Annotated in this window: 13 protein-coding genes, 1 other RNA gene and 1 pseudogene; 9 read left to right on the top strand and 6 right to left on the bottom strand. The window is 60.1% G+C overall.

Annotated features, from left to right (window positions below; genetic code table 11):
• The first annotated feature begins 129 nt into the window (after positions 1-129).
• The 7 genes from ccoG (at position 130) to fnr (ending at position 7931) form a co-directional block, all read left to right on the top strand.
• The gene (gene ccoG / locus LOY56_RS08665) at positions 130-1545 is read left to right on the top strand and encodes a cytochrome c oxidase accessory protein CcoG (RefSeq protein WP_258622591.1); all 1416 of its coding nucleotides are present in this window, start codon (positions 130-132) and stop codon (positions 1543-1545) included.
• A gap of 11 nt (positions 1546-1556) precedes the next feature.
• The gene (locus LOY56_RS08660; protein ID WP_123360013.1) at positions 1557-2096 is read left to right on the top strand and encodes a FixH family protein; all 540 of its coding nucleotides are present in this window, start codon (positions 1557-1559) and stop codon (positions 2094-2096) included.
• A gap of 135 nt (positions 2097-2231) precedes the next feature.
• Positions 2232-4682 carry a heavy metal translocating P-type ATPase gene (locus tag LOY56_RS08655; RefSeq protein WP_258621057.1) on the top strand — a complete coding sequence of 817 codons (2451 nt, stop codon included), beginning with the start codon at positions 2232-2234 and terminating at the stop codon, positions 4680-4682.
• Between the two features lie 22 nt (positions 4683-4704).
• Complete coding sequence (gene ccoS / locus LOY56_RS08650) at positions 4705-4923, top strand: cbb3-type cytochrome oxidase assembly protein CcoS (protein WP_007905420.1); 219 nt, start codon at positions 4705-4707, stop codon at positions 4921-4923.
• Entirely contained in the window at positions 4916-5599 is a 684-nt protein-coding gene (locus LOY56_RS08645) for a sulfite exporter TauE/SafE family protein (RefSeq protein WP_258621056.1), read from the top strand. Before ccoS ends, LOY56_RS08645 begins: the two co-directional genes overlap by 8 nt.
• 116 nt (positions 5600-5715) lie before the next feature.
• Complete coding sequence (gene hemN / locus LOY56_RS08640) at positions 5716-7098, top strand: oxygen-independent coproporphyrinogen III oxidase (protein ID WP_258621054.1); 1383 nt, start codon at positions 5716-5718, stop codon at positions 7096-7098.
• Between the two features lie 98 nt (positions 7099-7196).
• Positions 7197-7931 (top strand): fumarate/nitrate reduction transcriptional regulator Fnr, encoded by a 735-nt coding sequence (gene fnr / locus LOY56_RS08635; RefSeq protein WP_258621052.1) that lies wholly within the window; start codon positions 7197-7199, stop codon positions 7929-7931.
• 219 nt (positions 7932-8150) lie between these two features.
• On the opposite strand, the gene recR is transcribed toward fnr, so the two are convergent.
• The 3 genes from recR to dnaX all read right to left on the bottom strand — a co-directional run bounded on the left by recR (position 8151) and on the right by dnaX (position 11599).
• Positions 8151-8753: a recombination mediator RecR gene (gene recR / locus LOY56_RS08630; protein WP_258621050.1), complete on the bottom strand. Its 603-nt coding sequence runs from the start codon at positions 8751-8753 to the stop codon at positions 8151-8153.
• 343 nt (positions 8754-9096) lie between these two features.
• Positions 9097-9435, bottom strand: a complete 339-nt coding sequence (locus LOY56_RS08625; protein WP_007905413.1) for a YbaB/EbfC family nucleoid-associated protein — start codon at positions 9433-9435, stop codon at positions 9097-9099.
• A gap of 67 nt (positions 9436-9502) precedes the next feature.
• Positions 9503-11599 carry a DNA polymerase III subunit gamma/tau gene (dnaX, locus tag LOY56_RS08620; protein ID WP_258621048.1) on the bottom strand — a complete coding sequence of 699 codons (2097 nt, stop codon included), beginning with the start codon at positions 11597-11599 and terminating at the stop codon, positions 9503-9505.
• A 133-nt stretch (positions 11600-11732) separates the two neighbouring features.
• On the opposite strand from dnaX, the pseudogene LOY56_RS08615 reads away from it, so the two are divergent.
• Positions 11733-11915, top strand: a pseudogene (locus LOY56_RS08615) (amino acid ABC transporter substrate-binding protein); the annotation flags it as partial.
• Positions 11916-11941: 26 nt separating this feature from the next.
• Here LOY56_RS08615 and LOY56_RS08610 read toward each other — a convergent pair.
• Positions 11942-13642: a bifunctional diguanylate cyclase/phosphodiesterase gene (locus tag LOY56_RS08610; protein WP_258621047.1), complete on the bottom strand. Its 1701-nt coding sequence runs from the start codon at positions 13640-13642 to the stop codon at positions 11942-11944.
• A gap of 575 nt (positions 13643-14217) precedes the next feature.
• Here LOY56_RS08610 and LOY56_RS08605 point away from each other — a divergent pair.
• Positions 14218-14532, top strand: coding sequence for a helix-turn-helix domain-containing protein (locus tag LOY56_RS08605; RefSeq protein ID WP_258621044.1), 315 nt, complete (start codon positions 14218-14220; stop codon positions 14530-14532).
• Positions 14533-14713: 181 nt separating this feature from the next.
• Here LOY56_RS08605 and ffs read toward each other — a convergent pair.
• Both ffs and LOY56_RS08595 read right to left on the bottom strand, forming a co-directional pair.
• Positions 14714-14810: signal recognition particle sRNA small type (gene ffs, locus LOY56_RS08600), an RNA gene on the bottom strand.
• 202 nt (positions 14811-15012) lie between these two features.
• Positions 15013-16176, bottom strand: a complete 1164-nt coding sequence (locus tag LOY56_RS08595) for a putative zinc-binding metallopeptidase (RefSeq protein WP_258621043.1) — start codon at positions 16174-16176, stop codon at positions 15013-15015.
• Between the last annotated feature and the right edge of the window lie 11 nt (positions 16177-16187).

Genomic DNA, 16187 nt, shown 5'->3' with positions numbered 1-16187 from the left:
CAACGCGACCAAAGGTCGCACCCTTGACCCAGAGCTACAGGCGTATCATTGCGCCACTGCAACACCTCTTTTTGACCGCGGTCGGCACGTACTGACCGGGGCATTTTTCCACTGCCGTGGGATGCAATGATGAGCAATCAGATTCCGGTACACGACGTCACTCCGCCTGCCAAGAACGCGAACAACAGCGTCGACCTCTACGCCTCTCGAGAAAAGATCTACACCCGCGCCTTCACCGGCCTGTTCCGCAATCTGCGGATGATCGGCGGTGCCGGGCTGTTTCTGCTGTATTTCGGCACGGTGTGGCTGAACTGGGGCGGTCATCAGGCCGTCTGGTGGAACCTGCCGGAGCGTAAATTCTTCATTTTTGGCGCGACCTTCTGGCCTCAGGATTTCATCCTGCTCTCGGGCATTCTGATCGTCAGTGCCTTCGGCCTGTTCTTCATCACCGTGTATGCCGGTCGGGTCTGGTGCGGCTACACCTGCCCGCAAAGCGTCTGGACCTGGATCTTCATGTGGTGCGAGAAGGTCACCGAGGGCGACCGCAACCAGCGCATCAAGCTCGACAAGGCGCCGATGAGCGCCAACAAGTTCTTGCGCAAATTCAGCAAGCACACGATGTGGCTGCTGATCGGTTTCGTGACCGGCATCACCTTCGTCGGCTACTTCTCGCCGATTCGCGAACTGGTTATCGATTTCTTCACAGGTGAAGCCGATGGCTGGTCATATTTCTGGGCCGGTTTCTTCACCCTTGCCACCTACGGCAACGCCGGCTGGTTGCGCGAGCAGGTGTGCATTTACATGTGCCCGTACGCACGCTTCCAGAGCGTGATGTTCGACAAGGACACGCTGATCGTCTCCTACGACCCGCGTCGTGGCGAAAGCCGTGGCCCGCGCAAGAAAGGCATCGACTACAAGGCTCAGGGCCTGGGCGATTGCATCGACTGCACGATGTGCGTCCAGGTCTGCCCCACCGGCATCGACATCCGCGACGGCCTGCAAGTCGAATGCATCGGCTGCGCGGCGTGCATCGACGCCTGCGACAGCATCATGGACAAGATGGATTACCCACGCGGCCTGATCAGCTACACCACCGAGCACAACCTGTCGGGGCAAAAAACCCATAAACTGCGTCCGCGCCTGATCGGCTATGCCACGGTGCTGCTGGCGATGATCGCGCTGCTGATGACCGCGTTCTTCATGCGCTCGCTGGTGGGTTTCGACGTCAGCAAGGATCGCGTGTTGTACCGCGAGAACGCCGAAGGCCGGATCGAAAACGTCTACAGCCTGAAGATCATGAACAAGGACCAGCGCGATCACACGTACGTGCTGGAAGCCACCGGCCTGCCGGATCTCAAGCTGCAAGGCAAGCGCGAGATCAAAGTCGCCGCCGGGGAGATTTTCAGCCAGCCGGTCGAACTGTCCAGCGCACCGGAACAACTGCCGTCGAGCACCAACGAGGTGAAATTCATCCTCAAGGATGCCGATGACGCCAACGTCCACGTTGAAGCCAAGAGCCGATTCATCGGCCCACAAATTCGTTGAGAGAAGTGATCATGCCCGCAGCAACTGCCGCAAGCCCTTGGTACAAGCACCTTTGGCCGTGGATCATCATCGCCATCCTGGCCTGCTCGGTAACCTTGACCCTGTCGATGGTGACCATCGCGGTGAATAACCCGGACAACCTGGTCAACGACAACTATTACGAGGCCGGCAAGGGCATTAACCGTTCGCTGGACCGCGAACTGCTGGCCCAGACCCTGCAACTGCGTGCCAGCGTGCATCTGGATGACGTGACCGGCGAAGTCGACCTGCGCCTGAGCGGCAACAGCCAGCCGAAAACCCTGGAACTGAACCTGATTTCGCCAACCCAGCCGGAGAAAGATCGCAAGATCACCCTGGCCCGCAGCGAAACCGAACAGGGCCGCTACATCGGCCAGTTGAGCGACAAGATTGAAGGTCGTCGCTTTGTCGAGTTGCTGGGTGTGCAGGATGACAAGATCTGGCGCATGTTCGAAGAAGAACAGGTCAGCCATGCCAAGGATTTGCTGCTCGGTGATGAGCCGCTGCAAGGCGCGGAAGACCTGAAAAAATAAGCCTTACCCTGATCGTTCCCACGCTCTGTGTGGGAACGCAGCCAGGGACGCTCCGCGTCCCAGCCGAAGCGGACGCGGAGCGTCCGGGGAGGCATTCCCACGCAGAGCGTGGGAACGATCATCGGAACACGCCCCATGACCAGTCCAACCCCCTGCTACCATTGCGCCCTGCCCGTCCCGGCCGGCAGTCGCTTCACGGCCGCCGTCCTCGGGGAAACCCGCGAGTTCTGCTGCCCGGGTTGCCAGGCGGTCGCCGAGGCCATCGTGGCCGGCGGGCTGGAAAGCTATTACCAGCATCGCAGCGAAGCCTCGGCCAACCCCGAAGCCTTGCCGGTGCAGTTGGCGGACGAGTTGGCACTGTACGACCGCCCCGATGTGCAGCAACCGTTCGTCCGCCATGAAGGCGAACTCGCCGAAACCACCCTGTTGATGGAAGGCATCAGTTGCGCCGCCTGCGGCTGGTTGATCGAGAAACACCTGCGGGCTTTGCCGGCGGTGGCCGAAGCACGCCTGAACCTGTCCAACCATCGTTTGCATGTGCGCTGGGTCGACGCGCAATTGCCATTGAGCCAGGTGCTCAGCGAATTGCGCCACATCGGTTACGCCGCCCACCCTTATCAGGCCGACCGCGCCAGCGAACAACTGGCCAGCGAAAACCGCCTGGCCCTGCGTCAACTCGGGGTCGCGGGGCTGCTGTGGTTCCAGGCGATGATGGCAACGATGGCCACCTGGCCGGAATTCAACATCGATCTCAGCCCCGAACTGCACACCATCCTGCGCTGGGTCGCGCTGTTTCTGACCACCCCGATCGTGTTTTACAGTTGCGCGCCGTTCTTCAAAGGCGCGATGCGCGATCTGCGCACCCGTCACCTGACCATGGACGTCTCGGTGTCACTGGCGATCGGCAGTGCCTACATCGCCGGGATCTGGACCTCGATCACCGGGGTCGGCGAGCTGTATTTCGATGCGGTGGGGATGTTCGCGCTATTCCTGCTGGCCGGGCGTTATCTGGAACGTCGTGCCCGGGAACGTACCGCCGCCGCGACCGCTCAGCTGGTCAATCTGTTGCCCGCCTCCTGCCTGCGGCTGAGTGCCGACGGCCAGAGCGAGCGGATTCTGCTCAGCGAGTTGCGGGTGGGCGATCAGGTGCTGGTGCATCCCGGTGCGATTCTGCCGGCCGACGGCAAGATCCTCGACGGTCAGTCGAGCATCGACGAATCCCTGCTTACCGGCGAATACCTGCCACAACCACGGACCCCGGGCGATGCCGTCACCGCTGGCACCTTGAACGTTGAAGGTGCGCTGACCGTGGAAGTCCTGGCGCTGGGTCAGGACACGCGTCTGTCGGCCATTGTCCGTCTGCTGGATCGCGCACAGGCCGAAAAGCCGCGACTGGCGGAAATCGCCGACCGCGCCGCGCAATGGTTTTTGCTGTTATCGCTTATCGCAGTGGCCGCCATTGGCCTGCTGTGGTGGGAATTGGATGCTTCGCGAGCCTTCTGGATTGTCCTGGCGATGCTGGTTGCGACGTGCCCGTGCGCTTTGTCGCTGGCCACTCCTACCGCCCTGACGGCGGCCACTGGCACGCTGCACAAACTCGGTCTTTTGTTGACGCGCGGCCATGTGCTGGAAGGCCTGAACCAGATCGACACGGTGATTTTCGACAAGACCGGCACCCTCACCGAAGGTCGCCTGGCCTTGCGTTCGATCCGGCCGCTTGGGGCCCTGAACAGCGATCAATGCCTGAGCCTCGCCGCCGCGTTGGAAAACCGCTCCGAGCACCCGATTGCCCGGGCTTTTGGCCGCGCACCGCTGGCTGCCGAGGAAGTTCACAGCACGCCGGGCCTGGGTCTGGAGGGATTGGTCGGCGCACAACGCCTGCGCATCGGCCAACCAGGGTTTGTCTGCGAACTCAGCGACGCTCAGACGCCAGTAATGCCCGATGAGCCCGGCCAATGGCTGTTGCTCGGCGACAGCCAGGGGCCGCTGGCGTGGTTCGTGCTCGATGACCGTTTGCGCGCCGACGCGCCCACCCTGCTGGCGGCCTGCAAGGCTCGCGGTTGGCGCACATTGCTGCTGTCCGGCGACAGCTCGCCGATGGTTGCCAGCGTCGCTGCCGAACTGGGCATCGACGAGGCCCGTGGCGGTTTGCGTCCGGACGATAAATTGCAGGTACTGCAACAACTGCACAAGGAAGGTCGCAAGGTGTTGATGCTCGGTGACGGGGTCAACGACGTGCCGGTGCTGGCCGCCGCCGACATCAGCGTGGCGATGGGTTCGGCCACCGATCTGGCGAAAACCAGTGCCGACGCGGTGCTGCTGTCGAACCGCCTCGACGCGCTGGTGCAAGCCTTCAGCCTGGCCCGTCGTACCCGTCGGGTGATCATCGAGAACTTGCTGTGGGCAGCGCTGTACAATGGCCTCATGTTGCCGTTCGCCGCCCTCGGCTGGATCACTCCGGTATGGGCCGCGGTCGGCATGTCGATCAGTTCGTTGACCGTGGTGTTGAATGCCCTGCGCCTGACTCGCCTGCCGAGCGCGCCGGCTGCCGACACCACGCCAGAAACCCGCCCGCTGCCGGCCTGAGCCGCGCGGGCATGGAGTCCAGATGCCAGCTCTCTACGTGATGATCCCGGCCGCGCTGCTGATCGTGGCCATCGCTATCTATATCTTCTTCTGGGCGGTCGACAGCGGTCAGTACGACGACCTCGACGGCCCGGCCCACAGCATCCTGTTCGACGATCAGGACCCGAACCACAAGGCCGCGGTCGACGAGGCCAGCGGCCATCCGGCCAAACCGGACGACAAGGCGCCGCCCCATGCTTGAGTTGGCGCCACTGTTGGTGTCTGCGCTGATCCTCGGCCTGCTCGGCGGCGGGCATTGCCTGGGCATGTGCGGCGGTTTGATGGGCGCATTGACCCTGGCGATTCCCAAGGAACAGCGCAGCCGACGCTTTCGATTGTTGCTGACCTACAACCTGGGGCGAATTCTCAGCTACGCCGCGGCCGGCCTGCTGATCGGCCTGGCCGGCTGGGCCGTGGCCAATAGCCCGGCGGCGATGTTCATGCGCATCCTCGCCGGACTGCTGCTGATCGCCATGGGCCTGTACCTGGCCGGCTGGTGGAGCGGCCTGACCCGTATTGAAAGCCTCGGTCGCGGCCTGTGGCGGCATATCCAGCCGATGGCCAACAAACTCTTACCCGTGTCGAACCTCCCCCGCGCCCTGCTGCTGGGCGCGCTGTGGGGCTGGCTGCCGTGCGGGCTGGTTTACAGCACATTGCTGTGGTCGGCGAGCCAGGGCAATGCGCTGGACAGTGCATTGCTGATGCTGACATTCGGGCTGGGCACCTGGCCGGTGCTGCTCGCCACAGGGCTGGCGGCCGAGCGCGTCACGGCGTTATTGCGCAAACGCAGTGTGCGCATGGCCGGTGGTTTGCTGGTGATGGTGTTCGGCATCTGGACCTTGCCGGGGCCCCATCAGCATTGGCTGATGGGGCATTAAAGATCAAACGAGGCTGCGATCTTTTGATCTTGACACCCGTTGATGCAAATCAAGATGCCCCAGCGTCGAACCCATAGACTCGCAAAACTGCCAGCCTATCCGGGGGGAATGCCCGCATGCTCGACGCCATTCGTTGGGACACAGATCTGATCCGCCGTTATGACCTGGCGGGACCGCGCTACACCTCGTACCCGACCGCCGTGCAATTTGACAGCCAGGTCGGCACCTTCGACCTGTTTCACGCCCTGCGCGACAGCCGTAAAGCCTTGCGGCCACTGTCGCTGTATGTGCACGTGCCATTCTGCGCGAACATTTGCTACTACTGCGCCTGCAATAAAGTCATCACCAAGGACCGCGGCCGCGCCCTGCCCTATTTGCAGCGCCTGGAACAGGAAATCCAGCTGATTGCCTGCCATCTCGCCCCCTCGCAGAAAGTCGAGCAACTGCATTTCGGCGGCGGCACACCAACCTTTCTCAGTCACGATGAACTGCGCCAGTTGATGGCTCAGCTGCGCAAGCATTTCAATTTGCTGGACGACGATTCCGGCGACTACGGCATCGAGATCGACCCTCGCGAGGCTGATTGGTCGACCATGGGCCTGCTCCGGGAACTGGGCTTCAACCGGGTCAGCATCGGCGTGCAAGACCTCGATCCGGTGGTACAACGGGCGGTCAATCGCCTGCAAAGCCTGGAAGAAACCCGTGCGGTGATCGACGCTGCCCGGACCCTGCAATTTCGTTCGATCAACATCGATCTGATCTACGGCCTGCCGAAGCAGACGCCCGAGAACTTCTCCCGCACCGTCGACGAAGTCATCAGCCTGCAACCGGACCGGCTCTCGGTGTTCAACTACGCCCATCTGCCGGAACGCTTCATGCCGCAACGACGGATCAATGGCAACGATCTACCGGCACCGACACAGAAACTGGAAATGCTCCAGCGCACCATCGAACAACTGACGGCCGCCGGTTATCGTTACATTGGCATGGACCATTTCGCCTTGCCCGATGATGAATTGGCGATTGCTCAGGAAGAGTCGACCCTACAACGTAACTTCCAGGGCTACACCACCCACGGTCATTGCGATCTGATCGGTCTGGGGGTATCGGCGATCAGCCAGATCGGCGACTTGTACTGCCAGAACAACAGCGACTTGAACCAGTACCAGAATGCGTTGGCGTCCGCTCAACTGGCCACCAGCCGAGGCCTGATATGCAACGCTGATGATCGCTTGCGCAGAGCGGTGATTCAGCAACTGATTTGCCATTTCAGCCTGGAATTCTCGGAAATCGAGCAGGCCTTCAATATCGATTTCCGTGGTTATTTCGTCGAGCTTTGGCCACAGCTGCTGGATATGGCCAAGGATGGGCTGATCGAACTGGACAACGAACGGATCAGCGTACTCCCCGCAGGCCGGCTGCTGGTGCGTTCGGTGTGCATGGTGTTCGATGCGTATCTGGAACACACCAATCGTCAACGCTTTTCAAGAGTGATCTAAGGTCTGTTGTAGATTTGAAATTATCGCAGGCTGGTCCGAACGTCCTTCCGTGGGTTACCCTTACGGCTTATGTGTGTTTTCCCACAAGGATTTAAGAAATGTCCGAGCCAGTAAAGCTGCGCGCCCACAGCCAGGCCCATTGCAAGGATTGCAGCCTGGCCCCTCTTTGCCTGCCACTTTCTCTGAATCTGGAAGACATGGATGCGCTGGACGAAATCGTCAAACGTGGGCGACCGTTGAAAAAAGGCGAGTTTTTGTTTCGTCAGGGCGATACGTTCAATTCCGTTTATGCCGTTCGCTCTGGCGCCCTGAAAACCTTCAGCCTGAGCGATGGCGGCGAAGAACAGCTCACGGGCTTCCATTTGCCGAGCGAACTGGTCGGCCTGTCGGGCATGGATACCGAGAAGCACCCGGTCACGGCCCAAGCCCTGGAAACCACTTCGGTGTGCGAAATCCCGTTCGAACGCCTCGACGAACTGGCCCTGCAACTGCCACAACTGCGCCGTCAGTTGATGCGGGTGATGAGCCGCGAGATTCGCGATGATCAGCAAATGATGTTGCTGCTGTCGAAAAAAACCGCCGACGAGCGCATCGCCACTTTCCTGGTCAACCTGTCGGCCCGTTTCCGCGCCCGGGGCTTCTCGGCCAACCAGTTCCGGTTGAGCATGTCGCGCAACGAAATCGGCAATTACCTGGGCCTGGCGGTAGAAACCGTGTCCCGGGTGTTCACCCGTTTCCAGCAAAACGAACTGATTGCCGCCGAAGGCAAGGAAATCCACATTCTCGATCCGATCCAGCTCTGCGCCCTGGCCGGCGGTTCGCTCGAAGGCTGACCCTGGCGATGACGGCTGAGCGAAACGGCTCAGCCACCGTTACATTGCGATGTTTGCAGCCCGCCAGGATATTTCGACGATGGTCTTGGGCTCCTTCGACATCGAACCCCTGATCCGCCCCATGATCGACTCTCTCAAGCCGGGTCGCGCACAAACCTTGTGTACACAGAAAATCGCCTGTGGGAGAGCGCCTGCTCGCGATAGCAGACACCACAATACCTACAACGAGATCGGTTTACGCCCGGCAAACGAATGCGCCAATGTCCCGCCATCCACCAATTCCAGCTCGCCACCCAATGGCACGCCATGGGCGATGCGCGAGGCAATCAGGCCTTTGTTGCTGAGCAATTGGGCGATGTAATGCGCCGTAGCCTCGCCTTCCACCGTCGGGTTGGTGGCGAGGATGACTTCGGCAAACGTGCCTGCCTCTTCTATCCGCGACATCAGTTGTGGAATACCGATGGCGTCCGGCCCCAGCCCGTCGAGCGGCGACAGGTGGCCTTTGAGCACGAAGTAGCGACCGCGGAAACCGGTCTGCTCCACGGCGTAAACATCCATCGGACCCTCTACTACGCACAGCAAGGTGTCGTCACGGCGCGGATCGGCGCATTGCGGGCACAGATCGTCTTCGGTCAGCGTGCGACACAAGCGGCAGTGACCCACTCCCTCCATGGCCTGGCTCAGCGCCTGGGCTAGTCGCGAACCGCCGCTGCGATCACGCTCAAGCAGTTGCAACGCCATGCGCTGGGCAGTTTTCTGACCCACACCCGGCAAAATTCGCAGGGCATCGATCAGTTGGCGAATCAAAGGGCTGAAGCTCATGGGGAAAAAGTCCGACATAACAACGAGACGCGGTTTATACCCGCGCCTCGTATGAGCGTCAATTATTCAGTCTTGCGTAACGCGCAGTTCGAATTTCGGCTGTATAGAGAGCAGACCTCTGTGGTGGTATGGCGTTCGATGTTTCTTCCTTTTGTTGTGGCGAGGGAGCTTGCTCCCGCTAGGTCGCGAAGTGGCCCCATTCTTTACCTAAAAAAGAAGGGGACTGCTGTGCAGTCCAGCGGAAGCAAGCTCCCTCGCCACAATTAATGGTTAAACCACCAACGCAAAAATGCCAGGCGCGATGCCTGGCATTTTTTTTACCCATCCGACGCGCGTTGGCGAATCAGAATGGCAGCTTCATACCCGGTGGCAATTGCATGCCAGCGGTCACACCAGACATTTTGTCCTGGCTGTTGGCTTCAATCTTGCGCACGGCGTCGTTAACGGCGGCGGCGAATACCGCCTCCAGCATTTCTTTGTCGTCTTCGCTCAGGCCTTCAACCAGGCTTGGGTCGATGGTCACGCGCTTGACGTCGTGACGACCGGTCATCACCACGGTGACCATATCGCCGCCGGCTTTACCGGTGACTTCGGCGTTGGCCAGTTCCTCCTGCATCTTGGCCATTTTTTCCTGCATCTGCTGCGCCTGCTTCATCAGGCCGGCCATGCCACCTTTCATCATGGGAATCACCTCAAAAGTACTTGGATAAAAACAGCGCCCGGCAAATGCGGCCAAGCGCCTTCAGTTATTAGTCCTGACTGACCAGGGCCTCGACAGGTTCAATAGTATCGTGACGGACCACCGCCCCGAACTGCTGCATCATTTGCTGGATGAACGGATCGCCGTGGATCGACTCCTCGGCCTCACGCTGACGGTTGGCACGACGACGGGATGAGGCCTGAGCCGGGGTTTCCTGCTCAGGCTTGATCAGCTCCATGCTCAGGGTCAGCGTACGCCCGTGGAACTGGTTCAGTGCATCGTTGAGGCGACGTTGCTGTGTCGCGTTGAACAAGGCGCTGTGGGCCGGGTCCAGGTGCAACAGCCAATTGTCGCCATCGACGGCGATCAGCGTGCAGTTGGCGCCGATGCTGGCGGTCATGCCGGACACCGACAGTTTCGGGAACAACTCCAGCCATTGCAGGGCAAGGCCGGTGGCCGGCATTGCGGCCGGCTCAGGTTCGGGTTCCGGCGCAGGTTCAGCGGCGTGCTCGCTGGCCAGTTCATCGAGGTAGCTGTAAGCCGAATCCATGTCCGGCTCGATGTAATCCTCGTCCAGCGGCGGCTCGTCGTCCTGATCCATGCCTGGCGTGGCGGCATCGACTTCGGCCATGGACGGTTCCGGAATCGGCGCAGCGGCCCATTCCGGCGCATCCGGCACCACGCTGTCCGGGGTCGGCATGGGCATCGGTGGTAATTCGGGTTGTTCGCCAGCCGTTTCCAGCACCGGCTCGACGGCGGGCTGCTGGACAACTTCGGGCTCTACCGGGTCGTTCCATGGCAGATCGACAACTTCTTCGACCGCCACCGGTTCGACAACAGGCTCGGGCTCTGGCGCGACCACGGGCACAGCCACAGGCGCGACCGGCTCAGGCGCAGCTACCGGGACGGCCGGTGCCACCACAGGCGCAACCGGAGGCGGTGTAACGGCCGTAGCGACTACCGGCGCAACAACCGGCGCGGCAGCCACTGAGTTTGCGGAATCAACTGTGGCCTGGCTGATCCCCACCGTCTTTAGCGGTTGCCTCGGCGCGTCAGCAGTGTCTGCCGGCCGGAACGCGAGCATTCGCAGCAGGACCATTTCGAAACCGCCGCGCGGGTCCGGCGCCAGCGGCAAATCCCGGCGACCAATCAGGCCCATCTGGTAATAGAACTGCACGTCTTCAGCCGGCAATGCCTGAGCCAGAGCCAATACACGATCACGGTCGCCATGACCGTTGTCGACGCCTTCAGGCAGGGCCTGGGCGATGGCAACACGGTGCAGCACATTGAGAATTTCCGAGAGCACGCCGTTCCAGTCCGGGCCTTGTTCGGCCAGATGGCGCACCGCTTCGAGCAACGCCTTGGCGTCGCCTTCGATCAGCGCCTGCAAAACGTCGTAAACCTGGCCGTGATCAAGGGTACCGAGCATGGCCCGCACGTCGGCGGCCATAACCTTGCCTTCACCGAAGGCGATGGCCTGATCGGTCAGGCTCATGGCGTCGCGCATCGAACCATCGGCGGCGCGGCCCAGCAGCCACAGCGCATCGTCTTCGAACGGCACGTTCTCGACGCTCAGCACATGGGTCAAATGCTCGACCACCCGCTCCGGGGTCATGTTCTTCAGGGAGAACTGCAGGCAACGCGAAAGAATAGTCGCAGGAAGTTTCTGCGGATCGGTGGTGGCCAGGATGAACTTGACGTAGGGCGGCGGCTCTTCAAGGGTTTTCAACAGCGCATTGAAGGAATGGCTGGAGAGCATGTGCACTTCGTCGATCAGGTAGACCTTGAAGCGCCCGCGGCTCGGCGCGTATTGCACGTTGTCGAGCAGTTCGCGGGTGTCTTCGACCTTGGTCCGGCTCGCGGCGTCGATCTCGATCAGGTCGACGAAGCGGCCTTCATCGATCTCGCGGCACACCGAGCACTCGCCACAGGGGGTCGAAGTGATACCTGTTTCACAGTTCAGGCATTTGGCGATGATCCGCGCGATGGTGGTCTTGCCGACCCCGCGGGTACCGGTAAACAGGTACGCGTGGTGCAGCCGCTGGCTGTCCAAGGCATTGATCAGAGCCTTGAGCACATGGGTCTGGCCGACCATTTCGCCAAACGAGCGCGGACGCCATTTACGTGCAAGAACCTGATAACTCATCGAAAACCGTCGCAACGAAGGAACAGAAGCGGCTAATGCTAGCGGAGCAAGGCCAAAATTGCATCCGGTGCGCTCGTCTAATCTGGCTAAGCTGCACTTTGTGGAGGCTTTACTGGCTCATACCGGAGCGTTTATGCGTTTTGCCTTGGGGGCATTGCTGTTGATCAGCCTGAGTGTCGCGGCCGCCGAGGCGCCATTGCGGTTTGTCGTGTCCGACAGCTGGGCCATGCCCATGGTGCAGATCGAGCGCGGCCGACCGACCCAAGGCATCCTGCACGACATGATGATCAGCCTGGCGACTCAAGTCGGCAACCCTGATGCCAGCCTGTAGCACATGATGGCTCAGGCTGTCTGGTCAAGCGCTTGCCATTGCGACGGAGCGACAAACCCCGCCACCCAACCCGGCACCTCATCGGGCGGCATCGGGCGAGCGATGAAATAGCCTTGAGCGACTTCGCATCCCAGCCGCAACAGCAATTCGCCATGCTCGAGGCTTTCCAAGCCCTCGGCGATTACCTGCCGATCGAACGCCCGGGCCAGGCCAATGACCGCCGTGGTCAGAGCCAGATCGTCATGATCAATCAGAATGTCACGCACGAACGACTTATCGATCTTGATGGTTTGGGTGCGTAATCGCTTGAGGTAACTCAGGGATGAGTAGCCCGTACCAAAATCACCCAGAGAAAACTGCACCCCCAACGCCTGACAGGCCTGCAAACAGGCGCTGACATGCTGGATATTCTCGATCGCCACCGACTCGACGATTTCCAGATCGAGCATATGTGGGGCGACCTGGGCATGTCGAGCGAGCAGGTGCTTGAGCCGGTCGACGAAATCGGCGCGCTGAAAATGTCGCGCCGCAATGTTGATACTGACCGGCCAGCCCTGCCCCGCTTGCTGCCAACGGTGCAACTGCGACAAAACCTGATCCATCACCCATTCACCGATATCGATAATGAGGTCCGTGTCCTCCACCAGCGGCAAAAACTCGCGAGGCGGCACCATGCCGTTTTGCGGGTGCTCCCAACGCAACAACGCCTCGAAACCGACAACCACGCCACGGCGCATATTCACCTTGGGCTGAAAATGCAGACGCAATTCACCGGCGACCAACGCCTGACGCACCCGTTCGACGGTCTGGTGAGTGACCTTGACGTCTTGATCCCGAGAGACATCAAACAGGTGAAAGCGGTTGCGCCCGCTCTGCTTGGCCACGTACATCGCCTGATCGGCATGACGCAGCAGGGTTTCGGCATCTTCGTTGTCATGGGGAAACAGGGTGGCGCCGATACTGGCAAACACATTGATATCCTTGCCGTGCAGTGTGTAAGGCGCCGAAATCGCCCTCAACACGCGATTCAATGCCGCGTACAACTCCGGCAGATCGCGCACGTAACGCAACACCAACACGAACTCGTCACCGGCCAGTCGCGCCACCACATCTTCGCCGCGCACAATGTCGCGCAAACGCTTGGCCACTTCCACCAGCAACATATCGCCACTGGCGTGACCGTAACCGTCGTTGACCGCCTTGAACCCGTCGAGGTCAAGCATGCACACCGCCAACGGAATGTTTTCCTGCCGGGAGAATTCCAGCGCCTGATCCAGTAAATCCGACAGGAATGCACGATTGGGCAGCCCGGTCAGGACGTCATGCCCGACCCGCCATTGCAATGATTGCAGCAGTTGGCGTTTTTCGCTGATGTCGAAACGAATCGACAGGTATCGATGAACGTGCCCGGTGGCATCATCGAGGATCGGCACCATGGTGCTGTCGACCCAATACAGGCTGCCATCCTTGGCGCGATTGCAGATCTCGCCCTTCCAGACATTACCCAATGCAATGGTTCGCCACATAGCGGCGAAGAAATCGGCGGAATGCAGGCCGGAGTTCAATAGCCGATGATTCTGCCCCAGCAGCTCCTCGCGGCCGTAGCCGGATACGGCACAGAATTGATCGTTGACATAGGTAATCCGACCGTTGAGATCAGTCTCGGAAAAAATGGCGGCGGCGTCCACGGCCCTGCGGTATTTCTCATCCATGAGTCAGGCTCACTGTCGCTAGCGGTGGTACCGCTCGACCAGCGCAGGATGCCCGGAAGAGATGTTTTGAGACGTACAGCGCACAAACACGTTATCACTCCATGAACAGCATTTGATGGCTGCCGGAACATCAAAGATGCGGGGGGCGCTCTCAATCAGTTTCCCCGCCGCGCTGGGCTGTGCCTTAAAGCGGGCCAGCCTGCGTTGCGAAAAGGGAAGAACCATTCCCAACGGCCTGCGCCTTGCCTGGCCCGCTTTAAGGCGACAATAAGGCGGGAAAACTAATTGAGAACGCCCCCCTGGCTCAAAGGCCCTGGGCAAAGAAGCAATACCGACTCTGGCAGCATTTCGCCCTCAAGCCTAAGCCCATCAACGGCCTCTGCGCTTACCCCGACAAGGAACCAATGCTGGCCGTTTCACATCGCCTAAACTTCAGCAAGCAGATCACTAAAAGCCCGCACGAAGCGGAGATTCTACGAAATGCATCACATTTTGCAAAGCAAGGTGATGAATCATGCAGTTGCCTAATGCGAAGATCTATCGTTAAGTTCTTGATTCTAAATGGGAATTGAGCGATGCAAATTTCAAGTTTGGGTCCGGCCATCCGACGCTATCGCAAGGTCGCAGGGCTTACTCAGGCTGAACTCGGCGAAAAAACCGGTTTTGACCCCAAAACCATCAGCCGCTTCGAAACCGGCACCTATACGCCCAGCGTGGAAGCATTGTTTTTGCTTGCCAACGTGCTGGGTGTGAAGCTGAAAGCCTTTTTCGCAGATCTGGGCGACGAAGATGAACAGCGGGCGTACCTGTTCAGTGTCATTCACAAAGCCACCCCGAAGGATCTGGGAAAGCTGATCGCAGCGGTTGACCAGGCCTTGTCCAAGCCTTAGTACCAGTCATGAAAAAGAGGCCGACCTGTCGAAATGCGACAGATCGGCCTGTTTTTCATATCAACTCTTTATTCCGGAAACGAAAAAATACCGCCCCGGGCGAGCCCCATGGCAGAAAAAATAAAACAGGAATTTTAGGTCGAAAACACGAAAGAGGATTCGTGTTGCGTTATGGAGGCAACCCCACCAGCCACACCCCGGCACACAATGTTCCCGCTGTGGCTGCTCCCTTCCGGGTCTGACCAGGTTCACGGGTAATCGTTGCGGGGGGACCGATGGGGTCACCATAACGACGCTCACCTGACGGCGAGCCGCGCCATTGTACCTATCTGGGACGAAGTTACAACCGTTCGGGCGGATTAAAAAACATGAGTCGCTTCAAGGACCTGCGGTGATCCTGAAAAGAGCGCAGCCTGCGGCAACTCCTACGTTGGATCGGCGTACACCTGTAGAGCTGCCGCAGGCTGCGATCTTTTGATTCTATTGCGCCAACACCTCATCCGCCCTGCCGCCCTCTTGCTGGATCACCAGGTGGATGAAGTGCAGCTTGGCAATCACCGCTGACGGCAGGACGAACGGATAGAAATCCGGCTGGCCCATGCTGCGTGACAATTCGTTGAGCATCCCGGCCAGTTCGATCCATGCGTTGACGAACGACAAGAACGCCGGGCCGCCGGGGTGCTGCGGGTCGAATAGCGTGCCAGACGGAAACGGCTGGTAATCGAAATCCACTTCCTGTGCACTCATGCCAAAACCCAGGGCGGTGTCCACTGCGTCCATCATGTGCAGGTAATGAGCCCAGGTTTCCGCCCAGTCTTCCCAAGGATGCATGGTGGCGTAGGCACTGACGGAATGCTGCTGCCAGTCGAGCGGCGCGCCCTGCTGATAATGCCGTTCAAGGGCCTCGGCGTAACTGGCACGCTCGTCACCGAACAAACCGCGGAATGGTTCCAGCCAATGACTGTTGGCAATCAGCCGGTCCCAGTAGTAATGCCCTGTTTCATGGCGAAAATGCCCGAGCAACGTGCGATAAGGTTCGTGCATCTGCACACGAACCTGCTCGCGATGGGCGTCGTCGGCTTCCTTGATATCGAGGGTGATCAGGCCATTGGCGTGACCGGTGGTCGGCGGTTTGCCTACAAGGTCAATACCGAGGAAATCGAAGGCCAGACCAGCCTCTTCATCCTCGGTCTTTGGAATGACCTGCAAACCCAGGCTGATCAGCTGCGCCACCAGGCGCCGCTTGGCGATTTCCACTTTGCGCCAATGCTCGTGATTTTCGGGGATCGACAGGTCGGGGATGGTGCGATTCAGGCTACAGGCGATGCACAATCCATCGTGCTCACCGGCCGGCAGCAGCCAGTTGCATGCGGCCGGGGAATCGAGATTGGCGCAGCGGCGGAACACACCGGCGTCTGGATCGGCGTCGAGCAACCAGGTATCCGCTTGCGGGGCGGGTTGCAGCGAAGACAAGCGACTCTGTTGCGGCTGATAGCCCAGCGCCGCCGAACACGCCAGGCACTGGCTGTTGCGAAAGAACAGCGACTGCCCGCAACGACAATGCCAGACCTTGCTGTTGCGCAAACGCTCACCCATGAAGGGCGCGGCGATGCGTGAGCTGAGCTGTTCGAAGAAGCGGTACATGGCGATCTCTC

This window comes from Pseudomonas sp. B21-048, assembly GCF_024748615.1.
Lineage (GTDB): Bacteria > Pseudomonadota > Gammaproteobacteria > Pseudomonadales > Pseudomonadaceae > Aquipseudomonas.
The sequence above is the reverse complement of the archived record's forward strand: the minus strand, read 5'-3'. Positions and strand labels throughout refer to the sequence as shown.